Raw genomic sequence first — 22,289 nt, 5'->3', positions numbered from 1 at the left:
TAGTGTGGGGTTTCCCCATGTGAGAGTAGGACATCGCCAGGCTCCTATTTATTTTTACTTTTTAATAAAAGTAAAATCAAAAATAGCAATATGCTGAATAGACACTGCGGAGTGGTAGTTCAGTTGGTTAGAATACCGGCCTGTCACGCCGGGGGTCGCGGGTTCGAGTCCCGTCCACTCCGCCACTTATTTATAGACAGAGTTAAGTCTTTAAAATAACTACAGGGGTGTAGCTCCAACTGGCAGAGCAGCGGATTCCAAATCCGCGTGTTGGGAGTTCGAATCTCTCCACCCCTGCCATATTTAAGAAGGCTCATATCGAAAGATATGAGCCTTTTTGCTATTTGCAGATTGAGAAAAGAGCCGCGGATTCCCCCACCATAAGAACGCGCGTGTAGGGAGTTCGAATCTCTCCACCCCTGCCATATTAAAGAAGGCTCATATCGAAAGATATGAGCCTTTTTGCTATCTGTAGATTGAGAAAAGAGCAGCGGATTCCCCTACCATAAGAACACGCGTGTTGGGAATTCGAATCTCTCCACCCCTGCCATATTAAAGAAGGTTCATATCGAAAGATATGAGCCTTTTTGCTATTTGTAGTTTAAGAAAAGAGTAGCGGATTCCCCCGCCATAAGAACACGCGTGTTGGGAATTCGAATCTCTCCACCCCTGCCATATTAAAGAAGGCTCATGTCGAAAGATATGAGCCTTTTTGCTATCTGTAGTTTGGTAAAGAGTCGCGGATTCCCCTACCATAAGAACGCGCGTGTTGGGAGTTCAAATGTCGAATTACTCTTATGTTTAATTATTAATCAAATTCATTGTATTTAGATATGATGGTTTCTAAGGTTACGAACTCTTGATTTCCATGTCTTGTGTCCCAAGCGCTAGATATGGTGATGTGCTTTGCCGAGGCTGAAATTATGTTATCCACATTCCAAGCTAACGTATATGTAACACCATTGGTTGTGATTTCGTCTGACGATGTATTAATTGAATTATAAGTAATAGTTCCACCAGCGCCAGAGGTTGAGCGACTACGAAACTTTTCTAATTGAGTTTCTGCGTTATAGAGAGCCTCAATACTTCTGGTTGCATATTCGGATTTAAGTTCGATAAATGTTTGTAATTTTAATAACCCTAAAGCACCAATACCAATGATGGTAAATGAAATCATGATTTCAAGAAGACTAAATCCTTTTTGTTTAGAGATCATTCCAAGATCCTTTTTGCCAAATGAAATTATTATATTCTTCTTTACGGGCTGCCCTTTTATATTTAAATACGATAGATCCTTTAAGTAATGTCGAGGAGTTTGGAGTATCTAGAATTAATCCACCCGTTGGAACAAAGGCTCCAGCTTGAAAGTGAGAAACTGTCTTTTTATCATCGCTTGTTAGAGTGTTGGCACTAACCATACCATCCCAATTGGTCGTTAAGTCTAGACCTAGTGCATGGTGATATAGGTGATAGACTGATCCATAAAAATTTACAGCACTGAAAATCCCAAGAACGCCATCTTCAACCACAAGATTTCGAGGTGTTTTTGGTAATGATGTTAGTGAATGTCCATCACCGAGGTCACAATTGCCGATTACCCATACTTTATCGCTGCTAGCAAACGCATTAGCAATTAGATCGTCACAATTTACTTTGCTACCACTAATGACGGTATATTCATTTTTTATTTCTGCTAATTTGGAGCGAGGTTTTTGAAAAAATGCCTCAAATGGATCATAGTGAGTTTCTTTTATATAATCAGAAAGAAAGTTACTGGAGGTCGTTGGGTCATCTGTTTTAGATGATATATTAATATTTGATTTTGTGGATGCATGGCATGTTCCTTTATAGCCATCGTATGGGCCATTATCTTCAGGGTTTAGCGTTTTTAATCCAGAACCTGAGAATCGATAATCGATGTATCCAGTATATTTAATAGCAACACATTTATCTTTATCATCAATTTTATCTCCTGTAACGTCTGGATAGACATTTAAGGACCCATCTATTATTAGATTACCTCTAGCTTGTATTGCGCCATCCCCATAAGTAATTTTTGGTATAATACTTTTTTTAATTAGCTCTTTATTATGTTGTTCATAGGTTAGTTGATAAGTCATTACTGAGCTTGCTGAAGATACAGCTTTGGCATAAAGGCTCTCAATCGGAGAGTTGATACCGCAGCCGGATTTTAAATTATCATATTCTGTTGAACTGTTATTTTTTGATAGAAGAGATGGTTCAGTTTTAGTCTCACTAATAAAAGTAAATAAGCATTCGATAGCTCCCTCAGCTCTCCAGTGACCTTGTTTTGCTAAAACTTCATTTTGCGATCTTTTGATTTGATAAAAAGTACTTTTATAAGTGCCTAAAGATAAAATTAAAGCAGCTAGGATAAGCAGTGAAGTCATTATTAGAACAACGGCACCTTTTTCACTATTTATCTTCATTATTGCCAATTCCTTTGTTTTGCACTGAAACTCAAACTTTTTGTCATTGTTGGTATGTTCACTAATTTTGCATCAAGTTGAATATCAATAATGGATGACATAGCAGCGCTCGTGACTAGTGGGGTACTAACTATTGAAAAAGCAATTACATGTATATTTTGCGAATCAAAGAGTGAATTACAATCACCAATTTCGGATATTTCTTTTCGATTATTTATAAACGTTTTTTCTTCGCAAACTTTTAATTTTTTATCTACAGGAGAGTATTTATATGCGATATTTTGATATGTTTTTTGTGTACCAGACATTTTACGATGATATGCAAAACCAATACTATCTGAGGTTATCTCTATAACATTTACGGCTCCCGATAATTTGATCGATTGTCCATCAGAACCATCGTAGCCAGCTCTTTGGATGTCTTCTTTTATTATTTGTATTGTGCTAGTTAAATTTTGTATTAGTAGGAGTTCTAGTCCCCGTTCTTTTGCTACACGTTGACCATTAATAAAAATAGAGCCGACAAGGCTGATAGCAATAACTCCGATGAAAGAGGCAATAAGAAGTTCAATTAGAGAGGCGCCTTGCTGTTTATATTTATGAACAGGAGTTATAGCCATAGATAGTTCCACTTGTATTGTCGTAGCATATTTTAATTCTGCCTGGTGGATTAGATAGAAGAACCTTTAATGCTTTTGTTGTGTCAGTATTTGGATGGAAAGTAAACGAACCAGGAGCTGGTCGCCCTCGTATACCTTCAAATTTTGTTTTTTGATGTCTATATGTATGTTTTAAGGTAATGCCTTTGAAGTTACTACCATCTAAATAAGCAATCATATTTCCAGAAAGAACGGATGAATCTCTTAAGGTTAAATTCCATGAACCTATTTTATTTTCTTCTGTTTTAGGAAATGAAATATGAATCCATAAATCTTTATTTTTGAGCACTGCTTCTGATTTAGCTTGAATTAAAAACCCATTGAGTTCTGTTGCTAAACGTTCCATTTTGACACTGTTATTTATGGTATTGAAGTTTGGGGCTGCAACAGATAATAGGATTGCTAAAACGGTAACCGTAATTAAAAGCTCTAGTAAGGTAAACCCGCGATTCATCTCTCATTTCCCTTTGTAACTTATTGATAGAGCCGTAATAACGCTTGCGAAAATTATATCAAGTATTAAAAATGTGAAGATGCTAGATAGAGGATAAATGGAAATGATTCTAATAAATAAATGTAATTCTAAACGTAATCATACAAGAGGTATGACATTGGTCGAATTAATGGTTGTAATTGCAGTTATAGGGATTTTGTCTGCTATTGCTTATCCTACGTATACACATCATATTTTAAAAACGAATAGAATTGCAGTATTGGCGGACATCGCAAAGATTCAATTAGAAATCGAAGAGAAGTATATAAATAGTTATTCTAGTATTGCGTCATCAATAGTCAGCGGGGGAACGTGTTCTTTTTGTAATACGCAATTAGATAAGTATACGTTAAGTTTCGAGGATTTGACCGCTACGACCTACACAATTAAAGCTATACCTAAAAATGAACAACGAAATGATACCTGTGCAGGCAATACTTATAATGAAATTACGCTTAATCAGTTTAATGTGGCGACCCCTAGTGAATGTTGGTAAATAAAGGTGAGCATTTATAATAACCCACCTTTTTATTCATAAATCATCCAACAAAAGGCAGTAGAGCACCAGTAGTAATAAAGAAGCTAACCAATCCAATAATCGGCAGTTTCAGTACCTTTAACAATGCAAAACCAATAATAACTAATGCCATATCTAAACCAGAACCTACAGCGCTGGTAAATACAGGGTCATATAATGCCGCGATAAGTAAGCCGACTACAGATGCATTAATCCCTGTAATTGCACCTGCTAATGCTGGTTTTTGAGCAAGTACTTGCCAGTGGCTAAATACGCCCAAGACCAATAAGAACCCCGGTAAAAAAATTGCAATAGTTGCCACTAAAGCACCAAGAACCGGTTGCTCACTCCATAATTCATAGCCTAAGAATGTCGCAAAGGTAAACATAGGGCCTGGAACTGCCTGTGCAGCAGCATAGCCAGTTAAAAAGCTATCAGTGCTAATTTGGTCGCCAACAATATTTTGTAGTAATGGAAGTACTACGTGACCGCCGCCAAAGACTAAACTACCTGCTTGGAAAAAATCAGAAAAAAGCACAAGCAAAGGTGAATGATTAACAATAGCAGGTAAAGCAAAGAAACAAAGACCAAAGATAACTAGTGGTATCCAATTAATACCTTTTGATTCCTTTTTAATTTCTGTTACTTGGTCTGATTTTAGATAAATTCGACCAACGATAGCGGCAATTAATAAGGCAATTAATTGAGTGCTTATTGAAGGAAGTATTAATAACAAGCTCGCTGTCATAATACATAAAAGTACGGTAATTTTGTCCTTACAAAAACTCTTATACATTCCCATAATTGCATCAGCAACGACAACAACGGCTAATAATTTTAATCCATGAATAATGCCTTCAAAGACGTTATTGCCAAAGAATGAATGGCTTATATTTGCTAATAAGACCATGATAAGAATAGAGGGCAATGTAAAACCAATTGATGCGAGTAGAGCACCAAAGAGTCCTTTTCTGTGATAACCCAAAGCAAAACCCACTTGGCTTGAACCTGGTCCTGGTAAGAACTGACTTAAGGCGATCAGTTGAGCGTATTCCTCTTCACTTATCCAACCGCGCTTTTGAACAAACTCATTTCTGAAATAGCCAATATGAGCAGCAGGTCCACCGAAGCTAACCCAACCTAATAAAAAAAATCGCTTAAATATTTCAAACATAATCTACTCAACTTTTGACGTATCATCCAAATTCGGACATTCCATTTTGATGGGATAAAGATTACGAGTTACTATCCAATTATTCAAATCGATTAAATTACTACTAACTATGAATGAAATTAATTGGAAGGCGGTAGATCTTAATTTATTGGTCGTGTTTAGCGCATTAATGGAAACAAAAAGTGTTTCATTAGCGGCGAATAAATTATTTGTAGGACAGTCAGCGATGAGCCATAGCCTTGGTCGCCTACGTGAATTATTAAATGATCCTTTGTTTGAAAGACAAGGACATAAAATGATCCCAACAGCTAAAGCTAATCAGCTGTATCCAATGATCATTCAGGTATTACAGACAATCTCAGGGGATATTTTAAAAGTAGATACGTTTGAAGCGAGTGAGTTTACTGGTACGTTTAAAATAGGAATGACAGATTACGCAGAGCTTCTTTTTGCCGCTGATATTTTTGATGCTATTCATCAGTTAGCACCAAATGCACAGTTATGTTTTACCACAGTAGATAAAGCCAATTATCAAGATAGATTTGATTCAGAGCCACTTGATTTAGTGATTGGTAGTATGAAGCCTGAGCAAAAAGAGTTTCAATATCAAACGTTATATACAGAAAAACACGTATGTATGTGGGATGGCATGAGGCATCAATTTAAAGCACCAATTAGTCTAGCTGATTACATTTCTTTGCCCCATGCGCTAGTGAGTCCTGATGGCGCATTAAAAACAGGGGTAGATAAAGAGTTAAAAGCGTTGGGGGTGAATCGTGCTGTTAGCGTGGCATCTAAACATTTTTTAACCATTAGGCACTTAATGAAAAAAAGAGATTTGATTTGTGTTGTGCCTGAGTTGATGGCTCAATTAGATCTTTTCTCAGAAAAATTAGTGCATTCGGAGCCTCCAATTAATGTCGGTGAGTTTGATATTCAATTGATTTGGCAAACCAGAAATAAAGAGAATAAACGCTATCAATGGCTCAAAGAATTACTTATTCAAACCATTGAAAAAAGCGTGATTACTTATAGGACTTAAATTCTGTGCTTTTGGGATTTAATTGTTATCGCCCAAAAGCGTCTTTAATTTTTTCATCGGTTTTATATTGGCTTAGCGCATAAACCGACCAAATAGCTGCAGGGATCCAACCGATTAAAGTTATTTGTAAGATAAGACAAATGATGCCGCTAAATGGACGACCTATCGTGAAAAACTGTAACCAAGGCAGTAATAAAGCAAGTAATAGTCTCATTGAGTTTCCTATATAAATAAAAAATGGCCAGCAACTATTTAGTTACTGGCCATAATACTATCTTGGTCTTTATGAATAGAGCATGAATATACTCAGGCCATTAGACTAAAAATTAGTTATTGCTGTGTAATTCGCTATTTAGTTCAACCGCAGATTTGTTAGTCAAGCATTCGATTTGACCAGTGATAGAGTTACGACGGAATAGAAGATCGGTTTTACCAGCAAGATCACGAGCTTTTGCAATTTCAACTTCTTTGCCTTGATTATCTAGCATGCTTACTTTTGTACCAGCAGTAACATATAGGCCTGATTCAATCGTACAACGATCGCCCATTGGGAAACCAAGACCGGCATTAGCACCAAGTAGACAGTTCTCACCAATAGAGATAACCATTTTACCGCCGCCAGAAAGTGTACCCATGATAGAAGCACCACCGCCGATATCTGAACCATTGCCAACAACAACACCAGCAGAAATACGGCCTTCAACCATGCTAACACCCGTAGTACCAGCGTTAAAGTTGATGAAACCTTCGTGCATAACTGTTGTGCCTTCACCTACATGAGCGCCTAGTCGAACACGTGAAGTATCAGCAATACGAACACCAGTAGGAACCACGTAATCCACCATTTTAGGGAATTTATCAACGCAATCTACAGTTAGTGTTTCGCCAGCTAGACGAGCTTCGATTTGACGATCAGCAAGTTCAGGTAAATCGATTGGACCTTGGTTAGTCCATGCGATGTTATGTAGAAGACCAAAGATACCATCAAGTACAGTACCGTGTGGTTTAACTAAACGGTTAGAGATAAGTTGAAGTTTTAAGAAACCTTCAGCAACAGATTGAGATTGCTCATCAGTAGCTAGCACAACAAGAACAAGAGGTTGTTTAGATTGAACTGCTTTTTCTGCAAATGCAGCATTAGCAATATCACCACTTGCTGCAAATGCATTAGCAAGTTCAGTGCAAACTTCAGAAGAAATTTCGATAGCTTGGTTGCCTTCAGCATAACCACTTGCTTGAGCAATAGCAGCAACTAAAGACTCAGAAGGGTTTAATACTGGGTGTGGGAAAAATGCTTCAATGATTTTATTGTCGCGGTTTTTTGTCGCTGTACCAAAGGCAAGAGCAAAATGAGCCATGTAATGATTCTCCATTTCCATATAAATATTAGTATTAGTATTTAAAAATAAATCTTACTTCATATCATAAAGAGAGTTGCTGTGATATAGAAGGGCGAAAGTAAGAAATATTTACGATGCAGGGAGAAAAAGTGTAAGAAAAGGGGATTAATCGTTAGGGAGTTGAAAATAAAATAGCAGCTCACTAAGCTGCTATTTATATTTTAAAATGTGTTTTTTGTAGAATTAAGCCGCGTCAGACTCTTCGTCTTTTACTGCTTCAATCTTTGCTTTTTTAGGTGCTGGTTTACGTTTAGCACCAAGAGCAACTAACAGATCTTCTTTATGTTTTGCTAGGTATAAAGACATCTCTTCTTGCTTCGCTTCATCTTCAATCAATTCACTTTCACCAAGAAAAGTAAAAAGTTCATCTGCGATATCAAGCATCTTGTCATAAGCATCGGCTTCCGATTTAGAGGTAAAAGTCATCTTCTCTTCTCCGTTGCGCTCAACTACATATTTGACGATAACAGCCATGGTCGTCTCTCCTATTTAATTAACTGGTGTTTTATACAGTAAGCAGGCTTATGTGTCCACTTAGAGAAACGAAAGTTAGATAGAGTTAACTTTCCTCACAATAAGCAAGGAATTGTTGTAATAAGGGTGTTTGATATTTTTCTTTATGAAGTAGTAACCAGTATTGGCGAGTTAATCGTTTTTCATAAGAAATTTTAACTAGGCGTCCATCATTAATGGCATTTTGTGCTGCGAGTTGAGAAATACATGCTAATCCCATGTTTTCAGAACAACAATTAATGATAGCCTCAGTAGTATGAAGTTGTAATGATTCATGCCAATCATTTAAATTAGCGGCAATATGGTTAATGAAATACTCTCGACTGCCTGAGCCTTCTTCACGTAACAACCAAGTTGAATGCTCTAAATCGTTCAGAGTCACTTTATTCTTAGTTGCCAAAGGGTGAGAAGGGGCGCACACTATATACATATCGTCGCATTGCCACTCAATCATATTTAGTTTGGGATGATGCGCTTTACCCTCAACCAAACCGATATCAAGCTGAAACTCTAGCAGTCGATTAATAATTTGTGCAGTATTTGAAATAAACAGTTGCTGAATATCGCAAGGGTGTTGCTGTTGAAATTGACTGAGTAATACCGGCGCAATGTGATTACCAATGGTGTCACTAGCGCCAATGTTTAATGAGCCCGTCAACTGACTATCTGCCGTAAATTGGTGCTCGATAGCTTCTGCTCGTTCTAGTAACTCGTCTGCTAAAGGAAGAAGTTGGCGGCCTTCACTATTTAACACTAATCGATTATTTACACGATCAAAAACTTTGTAACCAAGGTTTTTCTCAAGCTCAGAAAGCGAAAGACTCACTGCAGGCTTAGTGATGAAAAGGCGCTCTGCTGCTTTAGTCATTGTTTTTTCTTGGGCAATAGCAGTAAATACATTGAGCTGTTTTAGTGAAATTCTCATGACAGGAAGTCCTAATAAATAAACCTTAAGTCGTTTAGTTAATATTAACGTAACCTTAAGTTTATTCAAATTTTATTAATGCTTAGCAAGAAGTAAAATAGCTTCATCGTTAAATAGTAAAGAGAACAATGTCATGCTTAATTACACAAAACAAAAAGTAGCAGGTGCTCCAACGCCAATGGCAGGGTTAGCTCTTGGGATTGCAAGTCTAGGTTGGTGTTGGGAAAATGCATTGCCGCTCAATGGCTATGCGCAATGGATCTCAGCAGCAATCGCTTCAGTATTATTACTGGTATTAGCGATTAAATTTTTATTACACCCAACGGTATTATGGAGCGAACTTGCTCATCCTGTTGTAGGTAGTGTTGCTCCAACTTTTGCTATGGGCACAATGGTGGTATCTAGTAGCATTGGTCATTTTTATCCAGCGGCTGGGGATGCGTTATGGCTTGCTGCAATCGCTCTCCATATTATTTTCTTAGTCTCTTTTATTTACCACAGAGCAAAAGATTTTGAATTGCATCATATGGTTCCTAGCTGGTTTGTTCCACCAGTAGGTTTAGTGGTTGCTGATGTTTCTTTTTCAGGCAATTCAGCATTAGCACCTGTCGCACATTGGGTTCTTATGTTTGGTTTGGTTATCTATGCAATCATGCTACCAATTATGATTTATCGTTTGATTTTTAGTCATGAAGTGCCGGATACTGCAAAACCAACAATAGCAATAATGGCGGCACCAGCAAGTTTATCGTTAGCAGGTTATTTAACGGTGACAGCTTCACCATCGCCTGTGATTATTGCACTTCTATTTGGTATTGCAGTGTTAATGACGAGTGTTATCTACATGGCTTTCTTTAAATTAATGAGATTACCATTTAGTCCAGGTTATGCAGCGTTTACCTTCCCTATGGTGATTGGTGCAACGGCATTATTTAAAACCGCGAACTGGATGCTATCTCAAGGTGTTGCTACTAATTATGTATACCAAGTAAGAACATTGGCGGTAGTTGAGTTAGTGGTTGCTACTTGTGTCGTGAGTTATGTCGCTGCACATTATTTAGCGCATTATCGTCCAATTACTCGTATGGCAAATCGTTTAGTAAGTCCTAAACATGTGCACTAATTAATACGCTTTTTTTCTCTTAAAACACATCTAGTTACGTTAAGCTATAGAGACTTTCATTTCTTTATAAGCGAGCTGGGTGTGTTTACTGTTTATCATTCAAATCAACTTGATGTTCTTAAATCACTTGTCGTTGAATTAATTCGTCTTAACCCTCTTGATAATCCATTCGAGCAAGAGCAAATACTTGTTCAAAGTCCCGGTATGTCGCAATGGCTCAAAATCGAACTCGCAAAAGAGTTAGGGATTGCCGCCAATCTTACTTTTCCACTTCCTGCTACTTTTATTTGGGACTTGTTTACTCAGGTGCTTGATGATGTGCCAAAGCGTAGCGCTTTCCATAAAGAAGCGATGACATGGAAGATAGTGACATTATTACCTGAGCTGTTAAAACAAGAGGAATTCGCACCTCTACAGCGCTATTTAGAAAATGATGAAAACCAACTTAAGTGTTATCAACTGGCTGCAAAAATTGCCGATATCTTTGACCAATACTTGGTGTTCCGGCCAGAGTGGATTCAACTGTGGGAAGCTGGAGAGGAGGTTATCGAATTAGAAGGCGAACATCCTTGGCAACCTATTTTATGGCGATCGCTATATGATCAAACTTTAGCGCTTGACCATTCTCCTTATCATCGTGCCAATATGTTTGAACACTTTATTGAAACGCTAGATAACTATTTGCAAACGGGCACCTTACCAAAAGGGGTGCCTAAGCGTTTGTTTGTGGTGGGCATCACGTCACTACCTCCTCGTTATTTGGATGCGCTTGCGGCGTTAGGTCAGCATATTGATGTGCATTTAATGTTTACCAATCCTTGCCGTTATTACTGGGGAGAAATTCGAGACAGAAAATACCTTGCTCGTTTAGAAGCCCGTAATCGCCTGCAAGTTAAATGGCTAGATGATCATAGTGAGCATATTGGTGATTCCGAACAATTAAAAGGATCGCTTGATGCGAATTTTGAGGATGAATTACATACTTCTGAAGTCGGGAATTCTTTGCTTGCCTCGTGGGGTAAATTAGGCAGAGATAACCTTTGTTTATTATCAGAAATGGAAGCACAGGAGATTGATGCCTTTGTCGATGTTGATAACGATAATCTGCTGCATTCTATTCAATCTGATATTTTAAATCTTGAAGAGCGCAGTCGTGATGATGTGCTTGATAATAGTCAGCATAAACAATCAATCGACTCTAATGATCGTTCGATTCTTTTACATTCGTGCCATAGTCCAATGCGAGAGGTCGAGGTTTTACACGATCAGTTATTGGATATGTTTTCTAATGACCCAGACTTAAAACCACGCGATATTATCGTGATGGTAGCAGACATTAATGTTTACAGTGCGGCAATTCAAGCCGTCTTTGGTAATGCGGCGTTTGATCGTTATATTCCTTTTGCGATTTCAGACCAAAGTGCTGAGCAAGAAAACCCAGTGTTATTGGCTTTCATGAGCTTGATGGCGCTGCCTGAGAATCGTTGTGGTCTTTCTGAATTGCTCACTTTACTTGAAGTTCCTACGGTAATGTCTCGTTTTAAATTCAATGCCGAGCAATTTGAAATTGTGAAACGCTGGGCTGAAGAAACTGGTATTCGCTGGGGATTAGATAACACCACATCTGCACAGTTTGATCTTCCTGAACACAATCAAAACTCTTGGTTATTTGGTATTCAACGCATGTTGCTTGGTTATGCGATGGAGCAAGGTGCTGGGCTATTCGAAGGCATGGCGAGTTACGAACAAGTGCAGGGCATGAATGCGGAAATTGCCGGTAACTTAGCGCAGTTTATTGATCAGCTTTTGACTTATCAGATCATCCTAGGCCAACCGCATACAATTACGACATGGCGAACCACCATCAACCAGTTAATGGATGATTTTTTAGATGTCGAATTAGAAGGTGAATTGGTCGTTAAAAGCATTCGAGATCAACTGCAAAAGCTAGAAGAGAACTTAGAAGATGCGGGTTTTGATGCGCCAATCTCTGCACCAATTATTAATAATTATCTGAAAAATAATTTATCTGGTGGTAAAGCGAGTCAACGATTCTTAGCGGGACAAGTTAACTTTTGTACCTTAATGCCAATGCGTTCAATTCCATTTGATGTGGTGTGTTTGCTTGGGATGACGGATGGATCTTATCCTCGAACCATGCCTGTTGAAGGTTTCGATTTAATGCAAAAACGCATGAAACCGGGTGACCGTTCACGTCGAGATGATGATAGATACCTGTTTTTAGAAGCGCTTCAATCGGCAAATAAAGCGTTTTATTTAAGTTATATTGGGCGTTCAATTCGCGATAACACAGAAAAAGCACCGTCAGTATTAGTCAGTGAGTTACTTGAATATTGCCAGCAAGGTTATTGCCTTGAGGGGGATGGTGAGTTAAATCCTGAAGCATCCGCAAAGCGCTTAGTTAAGCAATTAACCATAGAACATCCTTTGGTTCCTTACAGCCAACAAAGTTTTATTGGTGGCAATATCAGCTATGCAAGTGAGTGGTTACCAACGGCTAAATTAGAAGGGGCAGCGGCGCCTGAATTTCAGACTGCACCATTAGTGTATACGCCTGAAACAAAAGAGCTAGAGCTTACTGAGCTGCAACGTTTTTGGCGATTACCTGTTGCTTATTTCTTTAACCGTGGATTGAAAGTATTTTTTGAAACGGTAGAGAGTCGAGTTGAAGATGATGAGCCGTTTACCATCGATGGTCGTACTGGCTATGGTATGAAATCGGATTTACTAGAGGACTTATTGGCCTACGATGATCCTAACCATATATCTAAAATCTCTCGTGATTTTTATCATCAGCAAAAGGCCCAAGGTAAATTACCGATTGGTAGTTTTGGTGAGATAGCGGCAGACAAAGAAGTAAACACGGTAAAAGATTTGGTTGCTCATATTCAACCATTAACGACGTTACCATTAGACGATCAAGAAGTGCGTTTACGCTTTAGCTTCCCTCATGGTGAAATGGAACTGCAAGGTTGGTTAAAACAGCGTTATCAGGCAGGGATGCTGCGTTATCGTGGCGGTAAAATTCGTTCACATGAAGTATTAGCAACCTGGATTGATCACCTGTGTTTGTGTGCTATGGGCCAGCAGCAATTTACTCACCTATTTGGTACCGATACGATTTATCATTTTGAAGCTATTGAAAAAGAAAAAGCGTACCAAGAATTAGAGACTATATTAAGCCTTTATATTTCGGGTAACTGTGCACCATTGCCTTATTTACCAAAAGCGGCATTAGCTGGACTTGAAGCGCATTTTGATAAAAAAGGTGTGTGGAGTGATGACGAAGAAACGCAACAAAAAGCCCTGAAAAAAATGGCAGATGAATACAATGGTACTCGTTATGCGGGCGAAAATAGCAATGATTATGTCATGCGTATGTGGCCAGAATGGAATGATGATTTTGGTCAGGCTATTTTTGATAATGCTCAAAAGGTGTTACGTAATGCATTGTTGCATAGTGAGAAAGAAAAGTTATAAAGGGTAACGGTGGGTCATCAGTAGAAAGTAGGGTGGCCGCCAGTAAATCATTTTTAGTGTAGGGCGTTCGCTGTACGGCCACAGGTCAGAGGTTGACCGAATCCTGATTACAAATGCACATTTAATGAGCTCTTTGTAAGTGGCGCTGAGTGTAACAAAGCATAAAAAGTGAACCGTGAGAAAGATCTCACATTGATAGCTTTATTAATTTTATTATCGTTGTTCCCAATGAATTACGATATGGATCACACAAATATCTTGTAAAAACAGGATGTTGATGTTTAAAACGGTGATGTTCGATGACGACAATCGCAGCTCCAAATCAATTGAATGCAATGACGTTTCCTTTGCATGGGACACGTTTAATTGAAGCTTCAGCTGGTACTGGTAAAACATTTACCATTGCCAGTTTGTATTTACGTTTATTGCTGGGACATGGTGAGGAAAATAGCCGTCATAGTGAAGAATTAACCGTAGATAGAATATTGGTAGTAACTTTTACAGAAGCGGCAACGGCTGAGTTGAGAGATCGTATCCGAGCAAAAATACATGATGCTCGTTTAGCGTTTGCTCGTGCTGTTCATAATAATGATTATAAGAGCGGTGATCCGGTTATTGATCCACTGTTGGCTTCTATTGGTGACCATAAATCAGCTGCGCAGATCCTTTTGAATGCCGAACGCAGCATGGATGAAGCCTCAATCTTCACCATTCATGGTTTTTGTCAGCGTATGCTAACCCAAAATGCCTTTGAATCGGGTGCGCAGTTTGAGAGTGAATTTGTTACCGACCAAGCCAAATTAATGCATCAAGTGGCTGCGGATTTTTGGCGTCGCAGTTTTTATCATCTACCAAAAATGGTGGCTGAAAGTGTTTATGATTGCTGGCCAAATCCATCGGCATTATTAGGTGATATGGGTAATAGTCTTACCGGTGTACCAAAGCATTTAACCGTAGAGCCACTAGATAATTCATTAGAAGAGTTCTGTCAGCAAGGCATTGCTCGTATTGATGAATTAAAAAAACAGTGGGCAGAACATTGTGTAGATTTTGAAGCGCTAATTTCAGGTTCAGGTGTAGATAAACGCAGCTACACTAAAAAGAATTTACCTAATTGGTTAGAACAAGTGTCATCGTGGGTCAATAACCCAACCACCTCATTGCAAGTACACGATAAGCTAGAAAAGTTTTCTCAAGAATTATTAATTGAAAAAACCAAAAAAGGCGAAGCGCCAGAACACGCCGTATTTAAACTTATTGATGATTTTCTAGCTCAGCCATTAGAGATTAAACAGCCACTACTATCATTAGCGATTCATCGCTGTCGCGAAACGTTACAACAAGCGAAAGAGCAAAAAAATTGGTTATCGTTTGATGATTTGCTGACTCAACTATCTCAAGCGACAGAAAATCAAGAGAATGCCTTATTGCTAGAAAAGATCCGTGAGCAATATCCAGTGGCCTTGATCGATGAATTCCAAGATACCGATCCGCTGCAATATTCGATTTTTAGTACGCTTTATCAAGATCAGCCACAATGTGGATTATTCATGATTGGTGATCCAAAACAAGCGATTTATGCTTTCCGTGGTGCGGATATTTTTACCTATATTCAAGCTCGTCGCCAAGTCGCAGATCATTACACCTTGGATACTAACTGGCGCTCAACCGCAGATATGGTGTCGTCAGTGAACCGTATTTTTGAACATGGTAAACAGCCTTTTTTGTACGATGACGATATTCCATTTTATCCGGTTAAATATAATCCTGTTAATGCCGAGCAAAAATCATGGGCGTTAGAGAATCAAACTCAGCCAGCGATGACCTTTTGGTTGCAAGAGAGTAAAGATGGCAATCCAGTAAATAAAACCAGTTATCAGCGTGTGATGGCAGAATCAACTGCCGCACAAATTCAAACCATTTTGACGGGGGCGCAACAAGGCTCAGCGTATTTACAAAACGGAGAGAAAAAACAAGCGATCAAAGCGGGTGATATTGCGGTTCTAGTTCGTACTGGTAAAGAAGGTAAATTAGTTCGTGAAGCCTTATCAAAACAAGGTATCGCCAGTGTCTATTTATCTAACCGTGATAGCGTATTTTCTTCTCCATTAGCGAAAGATGTATTGCGTTTATTGCAAGCGGCCATGACGCCGACAGATGCAAGGGCGGTTCGTTCAGCATTAGCATCGTCATTATTTGCTTATACTGCCGATCAATTGCATCAGTTTAATGTCGATGAAATGCAGTGGGAGCAAGCGGTTAATGAGTTTCGCGCCTATCGTAAGCATTGGTTACAGCGCGGTATCATGCCAATGTTGCACCAAATCATTACCCAGCAAGGGATCTCTGAGCGTTTATTAGCGGAAAACGGTGGTGAGCGCCAACTAACAGACTTATTGCATATCGGTGAATTACTGCAGCAAACTAGCCAAACCTTAGACAGTGATTATGGATTATTACGTTGGTTGTCTGGTTCTATTTCTGAGCCTAATGGTGATTCAGAAGAGCAGACAGTACGTTTAGAATCAGAGCGTAACTTGGTGCAAATCGTTACTATTCATAAGTCCAAAGGGTTGGAATATGACTTAGTTTTTTTGCCTTTTGTTTGCTCATATCGTGCGATAGACAAAAAAGGCGAAGTCAGTTTTTATGATGAAGATAATCGTTACTCGGTGTTGGATTTATTAAAAGAAGACGATTCCGTTGAGAAGGCAGAAAAAGAGCGTTTAGCCGAAGACTTACGTTTGATTTATGTAGCGATGACTCGTGCGGTTTATGCTTGTTATATCGGCATCGCGCCTATCACTAAAGGTATCTCTAAAAAACCACCAACGGGCGTGCATTTATCGGGGTTAGGTTATCTAATTCAACAGGCGGATGAATGTAATGTTGAAGAACTGAAAGCCTGTCTTGAAAAGTTGATTGCAGGCAATTCGCCTATGGTGATCCAATCACCTCAAACCATCACCGATGAGTTGTATCAAGAGGTTCAAGATGAGCATATTGAACTGCACGCTAGTAAGTTAAGTGAACCTGTGAAAAGTAATTGGTGGATGACCAGTTATTCTGGATTAGTAAAACAAGGCAACCACTATAATGATGCGTCATTAGAGCTTATTAATTTAGATATCGATTCAGCAGAAGATAAAGACGATAAAGAGTTGGATTTAGAGCCAGAGCGAACCATCTTTACTTTCCCTCGTGGAGCGAGAGCGGGTACTTTCTTACACTCATTGTTTGAAGAGGTGGAATTTACTCAACCCATCACCAGTGAAGAAAATACGCAAATCATCATTAAGTTGCTAGAGAAAGAAAACTACGATGCAGAATGGCTAGAAGTCGTTCAAAACATGATGCAGCGAGTGTTAGATTGTCCACTCGATGGCGAGAACTTACGTTTGGCAAGCAAAGGTCCAACTCAACGTTTGGTTGAAATGGAATTTTTACTTCCTATTGAGTTGCTAAACTCAAGTTTAGTGAATAAAACCATCGCCAAGCATGATGAAGTATCAGCACGAGCAGGAGAACTTGGCTTCTCTACCGTTAGCGGCATGCTAAAAGGTTTTATCGATTTAGTGTTTGAGCATGAAGGTAAATATTACGTTCTCGATTGGAAATCAAACCATCTGGGAGACTCCTCAGAATCTTATGGCGGAGATGCCTTAGTTGAGGCAATGCGAGATCACCGTTACGATTTTCAGTATCAACTTTATGCATTGGCACTTCATCGATTTTTGAAGAGTCGTATTGCCGATTATGATTACGATACCCATTTTGGCGGTGCGTATTATATTTTCTTGCGTGGCGTTGAAGATACATATGAAGGGCATGATGCAAATTCTAACGGTGTATTTTATTCAAAACCGAGTAAAGCTTTGTTAGAGGAGTTAGAGAAATTGGTAGATGGAGAAACAGTCGATGCTTAAGCAATTACAACACTTAATGGCTCATGGTGTACTTCGCCCATTGGATCTTCAATTTGCTAAATTTATCGCTCAACAAGAAAAAAATAGCGATAAAAATCTCATCATGCTGTTGTCTGCGATTACAAGTCATGAATTAGGAAAAGGTCACGTCTGTATTGATATTGAGCAGATAGAACAGGGCGATCTTTTTACTCTCCCAGCAAAGTATCGTGATGCGCTATTAGAATTAGTTCCAGAAAAAAGCCTCTGGATTTCTGAGTTAACCACTGCTTCTACAGTCTCAAATGGTACAGAAGCCAAGCCTTTAGCTTTTGATGGTACTCGCTTGTATTTACAACGCTACTGGGGATTTGAGCAACGTGTGTCTAACCGTATTACTAAAGCGGCACAAAGTGTGGCGGTAAATCCTCAGTTATCGAATACATTGGATGAGTTGTTTGCTCGTCAGTATCATTTTTTATTTTCAGCCTTGAAAAAGTTAGAGAATAACAATCAAGTTTCTCGCCAACAATTAGTGTGCGATATGCTTGATGTTGTTCAATCGGATGATCTTGATTGGCAGGCAATTGATACGGCTTTATTAGCCGCGACTAAATCTTCAGAACTAGAAACGTTAGATCAATTAATTCCAAATACCCACTGTGTTAATTGGCAAAAAGTAGCAGCAGCTGTGGCGTTAACTCGTCGATTCTCCGTAATTTCTGGAGGTCCAGGTACGGGTAAAACAACCACAGTAACCAAGCTTTTGGCCTCTTTAGTGACGCAAGCTCAGCAGGATAATAAAAACATAGCGATTAAACTGGTTGCGCCAACTGGTAAAGCCGCGGCGCGTTTGACTGAGTCCATTGGTCAGGCGGTACAATCCATTGGTTTAGCACCTGAAGTGAAAGAAGCGATCCCGACTGATGCAAGTACACTGCATCGACTGCTTGGTTATATTCCAAATCAAGTGGATTTTCGTCATAACAAATCGAACCCATTGCACCTTGATGTACTGGTGGTGGATGAAGCGTCTATGGTCGATTTGCCTATGATGGCACGACTACTCGATGCAGTACCTGAACACGCTCGTGTTATTTTATTGGGCGATAAAGATCAACTAGCTTCGGTTGAAGCGGGAGCGGTGTTAGGTGATATTTGTCAGTTTACCAAAATGGGTTATAGCCAGAACCAAGCACAGCAGTTATCTCAACTAACTGGCTTTAATCTACTGGCACAATCACATAATAACGCCGTTGCAGATAGCTTATGTATGCTGCAAAAGAGTTACCGTTTTGATGCGCGTTCAGGTATAGGGCAACTCGCCAAAGCCATTAATGAAGGCAGTAAATTTAAAGTGGAAGCTGTATGGGCCAAAGGGTTCTCAGACATTCGTTTTTATGATTTAAGCAATGACAGTTACAACGCAATGATTACTATGATGGTCAATGGTTATCGCAGTTACTTAGGGCATATCCATGCAGGTGATAAACCTGAAATCGTACTGAAAGCATTTAGCAAAATTCAATTATTATGTGCGATGCGTGAAGGGGATTTTGGTGTGGTTGGATTAAATCAGCGTATTGAAAAAGCGTTGAAAAAGTCTGATTTAATCCCTCACGGTGATGAAATTTGGTATTCGGGGCGTCCTGTTATGGTAACGCAAAATGATTATGGTGTTGGTTTGTATAATGGCGATATTGGTATTGCTATGCCAGATCCTATTGATCAGCGTTTGCGTGTCTATTTTGATATGCCAGATGGCTCTATTCGTGGTGTGCTACCAAGCCAATTACCAGAGCATGAAACGGTGTATGCAATGACTATTCATAAATCTCAGGGCTCTGAGTTTGAGCATACAGTATTGGCATTACCTGCAGAGTTTAGCCCAATTTTAACTCGTGAGCTGATTTATACCGGTGTGACTCGAGCGAAGAAAAAACTCGATTTATTTGCGACGGAAAAAGTGGTGGCTCGAGGGGTTATGATTAAAACTCAGAGAAACAGTGGGTTAGTATCACTAATGAATTAAATGATATGAGAGTGATTAACTTTTAGAAGTCGGTCACTCTATTATTTCATCTTTGTAATAGTTATTTACTATTTTTGAGTCTAGCTAAAGAGTCAAAAATGCCTATAATTGCGGTTCTAAAATTCGGAAGGAATGTCGGATATTCTATTTTTACCAACCATGTTAATTAGATGATTAGTGGCTGGATCTAGAGTTTTACTGCTATATGTTTAAATTACTTGTTTCAATGCCGCCAGCGATGGCTCTTATTATTGCGATTATTTCAGAAGTGATTGCAACCTCATTCATTCCTAAAACCGAGCAATTTACTAAATTAACACCAAGTTTAATTGTGGCTGTTGGCTATGGTATTGCTTTCTTTTTGCTGTCCGTAACCGTAAAAAGTATGCCTGTTGGCATTGTTTACGCGATATGGAGTGGAGCTGGGATTGTCTTAGTTGCGGGTATCGGATATTTCGCTTATGGGCAAAAACTAGATTTACCAGCAATAGCAGGAATAGCTCTTATTCTATCTGGTGTATTAGTCGTTAATTTATTTTCTAACACTGCTGGTCACTAGAGTTTAAGCTTACTCGTTTTATAATAAAGGCCGTAACGGAATCACTCCATTGCGGCCTTTGTTTATTATTGAGTCTTTAATACTAAAATTTTTGATTTTCTCTGAAAGTTGTACAGTTTTTGTTTTTTCATCGGTAAGTGTGAAACATCTACCTCAATAAAACCTTGTTCTCTAAACCAGTGAAGACTGCGAGTGGTGAGAACAAAGAGTTGGGATAATTTGTATTGTTTTGCCTTCGTGCGTAAACGATTTAATAAAATAATACCGCGATCTCCATCCCTATAATCAGGGTGAACAGCAACGCAGCCCATTTCTGCCATTCTTTCTTCTGGGAAAGGATATAAAGCGGCACACGCTATGACTAATCCATCTTTTTCAATAATCGTAAATTGTGCAATTTCTTGTTCTAACTGTTCACGAGAGCGGCGAACTAAAATGCCTTCCTCTTCTAATGGGCGAATTAAATCTAATATGCCACCAATATCATCAATTTCAGCATCACGAACTTGTTCAGAGCTCGCCATGACCACCTGAGTACCAATACCATCAAAAGAAAATAACTCTTGGATTAATGCGCCATCTTCTTTGTAGCTAATTAGATGACTACGAGGAACCCCAGCTTTACATGCAGATATCGCTCCTTTTAAAAAGCGCATTGTGCCAGTGAGTTTTCCGTTTTCAGGTGTTAATTCTTTTTCAAGACGTTGAAGGATCTCTTCAGCTTCTCTTGGAAATAATTCCGCTAAAATCTGTCCTTTTTTATTGAGGACACCTTGCTCTGAACAGAAACCAATGAGCTTGTCGGCATTTAAGCGGATGGCTAACTGAGTGGCAACATCTTCTGATAAAAGATTAAAACATTCGCCGGTAACAGAGCTCGCAACAGGGCCAAGTAGAACAATAGATTGTTGATCTAACATTCGATTGATCCCTTGGGTATCGATTCGACGGACACGTCCACTGTGGCAATAATCAATACCATCATCAACACCTAAAGGCTGAGCAATAACAAAATTGCCACTGATAACGTTAATTTGTGCTCCAGCCATTGGTGTATTGTTTAAGCTCATTGAGAGGCGAGCGGTAATATCGAGTTGCAACTGTCCCGCGATTTGCTTTACTAGCTCTAAGGTTTTCTCATCAGTAATTCTTATTCCTTTGTGGAAAGGGGCGCGATGTTCTGTTTGCTTTAGTAATGAACGCATCTGAGGACGAGTGCCATATACGATGACAATTCGTAACCCTAATGAGTTAAGGAGGGCGATATCATTAACTATATTAGCAAAGTTAGGATAGGCAATCGCCTCCCCACCAAGCATGATGACAATGGTTTTACCTCTATGAGCATTAACATAGGGAGCGGACTGGCGGAAGCCTTTTACTAAAGCAGTACTACGAAATTGCACTATACGTCATCCATGAGTGATTTTTTATGTTGATATAATGACTAGTTATTTGGTTATCTACAAGTATTTAGTACAAAGTCACATAAGTTTCGCTTAATCTTTTTAAGATTTGCAGATATGCTTATTACATACGTTGTTTTTATTAGGCAGTATCATGAGTCAAGCTCAAGAAAAAGAGTTAAAGAAAAGAAAAGTTCGACTATTAGTGTTAATTAGTTTTGTTGGCATGGGATTAGTTGCTTCAGTTATTGCTGCTATGTACAAATCGGGTGCTTTTGCTCAAATGCCGGCATCTCAATTATATGGTAAGTGGGTTGAGCAAGGGGTTCCAAGCTACGCTCAAGACAGTTTTACTATTAATGCTGGTGGTGTTTATACTCATGGTCGTTTAATCAATACTAAATTTAATTTTGATGGAAGTGAGTTAAGTTATACGCATGGTGAAATGACTTATGTGTATCAAGTTGAAGATGATGACGGCGCTCAATTGCTTCGTATTAAACCAACGCATTATAAATCTACTTTTCGTAAATTATGATTCTATAAGTTCAAGGTGATGTTATTCGTTACCTTGAACTTCTTTTTTATCT

General features: G+C 38.9%; 18 protein-coding genes and 2 tRNA genes. 10 read left to right on the top strand and 10 right to left on the bottom strand.

The annotated features are described in order from the left end of the window. Positions 1 to 108: 108 nt before the first annotated feature. Both PVK71_RS13200 and PVK71_RS13195 read left to right on the top strand, forming a co-directional pair. Positions 109 to 185 (top strand) — tRNA-Asp (locus PVK71_RS13200). A 38-nt stretch (positions 186 to 223) separates the two neighbouring features. After that, positions 224 to 300, top strand: a tRNA-Trp gene (locus PVK71_RS13195). Positions 301 to 808: 508 nt separating this feature from the next. Here the strand turns inward: PVK71_RS13195 and PVK71_RS13190 are convergent. Genes PVK71_RS13190 through PVK71_RS13175 form a run of 4 tightly spaced genes read right to left on the bottom strand, consistent with a single transcriptional unit; the run spans position 809 to position 3,563 of the window. After that, a complete protein-coding gene (locus PVK71_RS13190; protein ID WP_130046315.1) occupies positions 809 to 1,216 on the bottom strand; it encodes a type IV pilus modification PilV family protein in 408 nt (135 codons plus the stop codon). Next, positions 1,206 to 2,450, bottom strand: a complete 1,245-nt coding sequence (locus tag PVK71_RS13185) for a hypothetical protein (RefSeq protein WP_274419130.1) — start codon at positions 2,448 to 2,450, stop codon at positions 1,206 to 1,208. Before PVK71_RS13185 ends, PVK71_RS13190 begins: the two co-directional genes overlap by 11 nt. Further along, positions 2,450 to 3,070: a PilW family protein gene (locus PVK71_RS13180; RefSeq protein WP_274419131.1), complete on the bottom strand. Its 621-nt coding sequence runs from the start codon at positions 3,068 to 3,070 to the stop codon at positions 2,450 to 2,452. Before PVK71_RS13180 ends, PVK71_RS13185 begins: the two co-directional genes overlap by 1 nt. Further along, on the bottom strand, positions 3,048 to 3,563 hold the full coding sequence (locus PVK71_RS13175) for a pilus assembly FimT family protein (protein WP_274419133.1): 516 nt from the start codon (positions 3,561 to 3,563) through the stop codon (positions 3,048 to 3,050). Before PVK71_RS13175 ends, PVK71_RS13180 begins: the two co-directional genes overlap by 23 nt. Before the next feature lie 97 nt (positions 3,564 to 3,660). Between PVK71_RS13175 and PVK71_RS13170 the strand changes: the two genes are divergently transcribed. Then, entirely contained in the window at positions 3,661 to 4,098 is a 438-nt protein-coding gene (locus PVK71_RS13170; protein ID WP_274419134.1) for a type IV pilin protein, read from the top strand. Between the two features lie 43 nt (positions 4,099 to 4,141). Here the strand turns inward: PVK71_RS13170 and chrA are convergent, their stop codons facing one another. After that, the gene (gene chrA, locus PVK71_RS13165) at positions 4,142 to 5,293 is read right to left on the bottom strand and encodes a chromate efflux transporter (protein ID WP_274419135.1); all 1,152 of its coding nucleotides are present in this window, start codon (positions 5,291 to 5,293) and stop codon (positions 4,142 to 4,144) included. Positions 5,294 to 5,402: 109 nt separating this feature from the next. On the opposite strand from chrA, the gene PVK71_RS13160 reads away from it, so the two are divergent. Further along, positions 5,403 to 6,335 carry a LysR family transcriptional regulator gene (locus PVK71_RS13160; RefSeq protein ID WP_274419136.1) on the top strand — a complete coding sequence of 311 codons (933 nt, stop codon included), beginning with the start codon at positions 5,403 to 5,405 and terminating at the stop codon, positions 6,333 to 6,335. A gap of 25 nt (positions 6,336 to 6,360) precedes the next feature. On the opposite strand, the gene PVK71_RS13155 is transcribed toward PVK71_RS13160, so the two are convergent. The 4 genes from PVK71_RS13155 to PVK71_RS13140 all read right to left on the bottom strand — a co-directional run bounded on the left by PVK71_RS13155 (position 6,361) and on the right by PVK71_RS13140 (position 9,173). Further along, positions 6,361 to 6,549: a YqaE/Pmp3 family membrane protein gene (locus PVK71_RS13155; protein WP_005417846.1), complete on the bottom strand. Its 189-nt coding sequence runs from the start codon at positions 6,547 to 6,549 to the stop codon at positions 6,361 to 6,363. A gap of 112 nt (positions 6,550 to 6,661) precedes the next feature. After that, entirely contained in the window at positions 6,662 to 7,693 is a 1,032-nt protein-coding gene (gene dapD, locus PVK71_RS13150) for a 2,3,4,5-tetrahydropyridine-2,6-dicarboxylate N-succinyltransferase (protein WP_274419138.1), read from the bottom strand. Between the two features lie 225 nt (positions 7,694 to 7,918). Further along, positions 7,919 to 8,209, bottom strand: coding sequence for a YebG family protein (locus PVK71_RS13145; protein WP_130088082.1), 291 nt, complete (start codon positions 8,207 to 8,209; stop codon positions 7,919 to 7,921). A gap of 85 nt (positions 8,210 to 8,294) precedes the next feature. Further along, positions 8,295 to 9,173, bottom strand: coding sequence for a LysR substrate-binding domain-containing protein (locus PVK71_RS13140; RefSeq protein WP_274419139.1), 879 nt, complete (start codon positions 9,171 to 9,173; stop codon positions 8,295 to 8,297). A 133-nt stretch (positions 9,174 to 9,306) separates the two neighbouring features. On the opposite strand from PVK71_RS13140, the gene PVK71_RS13135 reads away from it, so the two are divergent. From PVK71_RS13135 to PVK71_RS13115, 5 genes are all read left to right on the top strand, one after another. Further along, a complete protein-coding gene (locus PVK71_RS13135; protein WP_274419140.1) occupies positions 9,307 to 10,296 on the top strand; it encodes a TDT family transporter in 990 nt (329 codons plus the stop codon). A gap of 81 nt (positions 10,297 to 10,377) precedes the next feature. Further along, positions 10,378 to 13,797 carry an exodeoxyribonuclease V subunit gamma gene (gene recC, locus PVK71_RS13130; protein ID WP_274419141.1) on the top strand — a complete coding sequence of 1,140 codons (3,420 nt, stop codon included), beginning with the start codon at positions 10,378 to 10,380 and terminating at the stop codon, positions 13,795 to 13,797. Positions 13,798 to 14,096: 299 nt separating this feature from the next. Continuing rightward, complete coding sequence (gene recB / locus PVK71_RS13125; RefSeq protein WP_274419143.1) at positions 14,097 to 17,723, top strand: exodeoxyribonuclease V subunit beta; 3,627 nt, start codon at positions 14,097 to 14,099, stop codon at positions 17,721 to 17,723. Then, complete coding sequence (gene recD, locus PVK71_RS13120) at positions 17,716 to 19,734, top strand: exodeoxyribonuclease V subunit alpha (RefSeq protein WP_274419145.1); 2,019 nt, start codon at positions 17,716 to 17,718, stop codon at positions 19,732 to 19,734. The genes recB and recD overlap by 8 nt, the downstream gene beginning before the upstream one ends. 226 nt (positions 19,735 to 19,960) lie before the next feature. Beyond that, a complete protein-coding gene (locus tag PVK71_RS13115; RefSeq protein WP_443111720.1) occupies positions 19,961 to 20,293 on the top strand; it encodes a DMT family transporter in 333 nt (110 codons plus the stop codon). Positions 20,294 to 20,358: 65 nt separating this feature from the next. Here PVK71_RS13115 and argA read toward each other — a convergent pair whose 3' ends face one another. Continuing rightward, positions 20,359 to 21,699 carry an amino-acid N-acetyltransferase gene (gene argA, locus PVK71_RS13110; RefSeq protein ID WP_274419147.1) on the bottom strand — a complete coding sequence of 447 codons (1,341 nt, stop codon included), beginning with the start codon at positions 21,697 to 21,699 and terminating at the stop codon, positions 20,359 to 20,361. Positions 21,700 to 21,853: 154 nt separating this feature from the next. Between argA and PVK71_RS13105 the strand changes: the two genes are divergently transcribed. Further along, positions 21,854 to 22,237: a DUF2850 domain-containing protein gene (locus tag PVK71_RS13105; protein ID WP_274419148.1), complete on the top strand. Its 384-nt coding sequence runs from the start codon at positions 21,854 to 21,856 to the stop codon at positions 22,235 to 22,237. The last annotated feature ends 52 nt before the right edge of the window (positions 22,238 to 22,289 follow it).

The organism is Aliivibrio sp. S4MY1 (assembly GCF_028765545.1).
In the GTDB taxonomy this organism is placed as follows: Bacteria; Pseudomonadota; Gammaproteobacteria; order Enterobacterales; family Vibrionaceae; genus Aliivibrio.
This window is presented reverse-complemented; position numbering and strand designations above follow the sequence as displayed.

Coding starts and splice junctions, on each gene's coding strand:
- PVK71_RS13190 (WP_130046315.1), bottom strand. CDS start 1,216: ATGATCTCTAAACAAAAAGGATTTAGTCTTCTTGAAATCATGATTTCA.
- PVK71_RS13185 (WP_274419130.1), bottom strand. CDS start 2,450: ATGAAGATAAATAGTGAAAAAGGTGCCGTTGTTCTAATAATGACTTCA.
- PVK71_RS13180 (WP_274419131.1), bottom strand. CDS start 3,070: ATGGCTATAACTCCTGTTCATAAATATAAACAGCAAGGCGCCTCTCTA.
- PVK71_RS13175 (WP_274419133.1), bottom strand. CDS start 3,563: ATGAATCGCGGGTTTACCTTACTAGAGCTTTTAATTACGGTTACCGTT.
- PVK71_RS13170 (WP_274419134.1), top strand. CDS start 3,661: ATGGAAATGATTCTAATAAATAAATGTAATTCTAAACGTAATCATACA.
- chrA (WP_274419135.1), bottom strand. CDS start 5,293: ATGTTTGAAATATTTAAGCGATTTTTTTTATTAGGTTGGGTTAGCTTC.
- PVK71_RS13160 (WP_274419136.1), top strand. CDS start 5,403: ATGAATGAAATTAATTGGAAGGCGGTAGATCTTAATTTATTGGTCGTG.
- PVK71_RS13155 (WP_005417846.1), bottom strand. CDS start 6,549: ATGAGACTATTACTTGCTTTATTACTGCCTTGGTTACAGTTTTTCACG.
- dapD (WP_274419138.1), bottom strand. CDS start 7,693: ATGGCTCATTTTGCTCTTGCCTTTGGTACAGCGACAAAAAACCGCGAC.
- PVK71_RS13145 (WP_130088082.1), bottom strand. CDS start 8,209: ATGGCTGTTATCGTCAAATATGTAGTTGAGCGCAACGGAGAAGAGAAG.
- PVK71_RS13140 (WP_274419139.1), bottom strand. CDS start 9,173: ATGAGAATTTCACTAAAACAGCTCAATGTATTTACTGCTATTGCCCAA.
- PVK71_RS13135 (WP_274419140.1), top strand. CDS start 9,307: ATGCTTAATTACACAAAACAAAAAGTAGCAGGTGCTCCAACGCCAATG.
- recB (WP_274419143.1), top strand. CDS start 14,097: ATGACGACAATCGCAGCTCCAAATCAATTGAATGCAATGACGTTTCCT.
- recD (WP_274419145.1), top strand. CDS start 17,716: ATGCTTAAGCAATTACAACACTTAATGGCTCATGGTGTACTTCGCCCA.
- PVK71_RS13115 (WP_443111720.1), top strand. CDS start 19,961: ATGCCGCCAGCGATGGCTCTTATTATTGCGATTATTTCAGAAGTGATT.
- PVK71_RS13105 (WP_274419148.1), top strand. CDS start 21,854: ATGAGTCAAGCTCAAGAAAAAGAGTTAAAGAAAAGAAAAGTTCGACTA.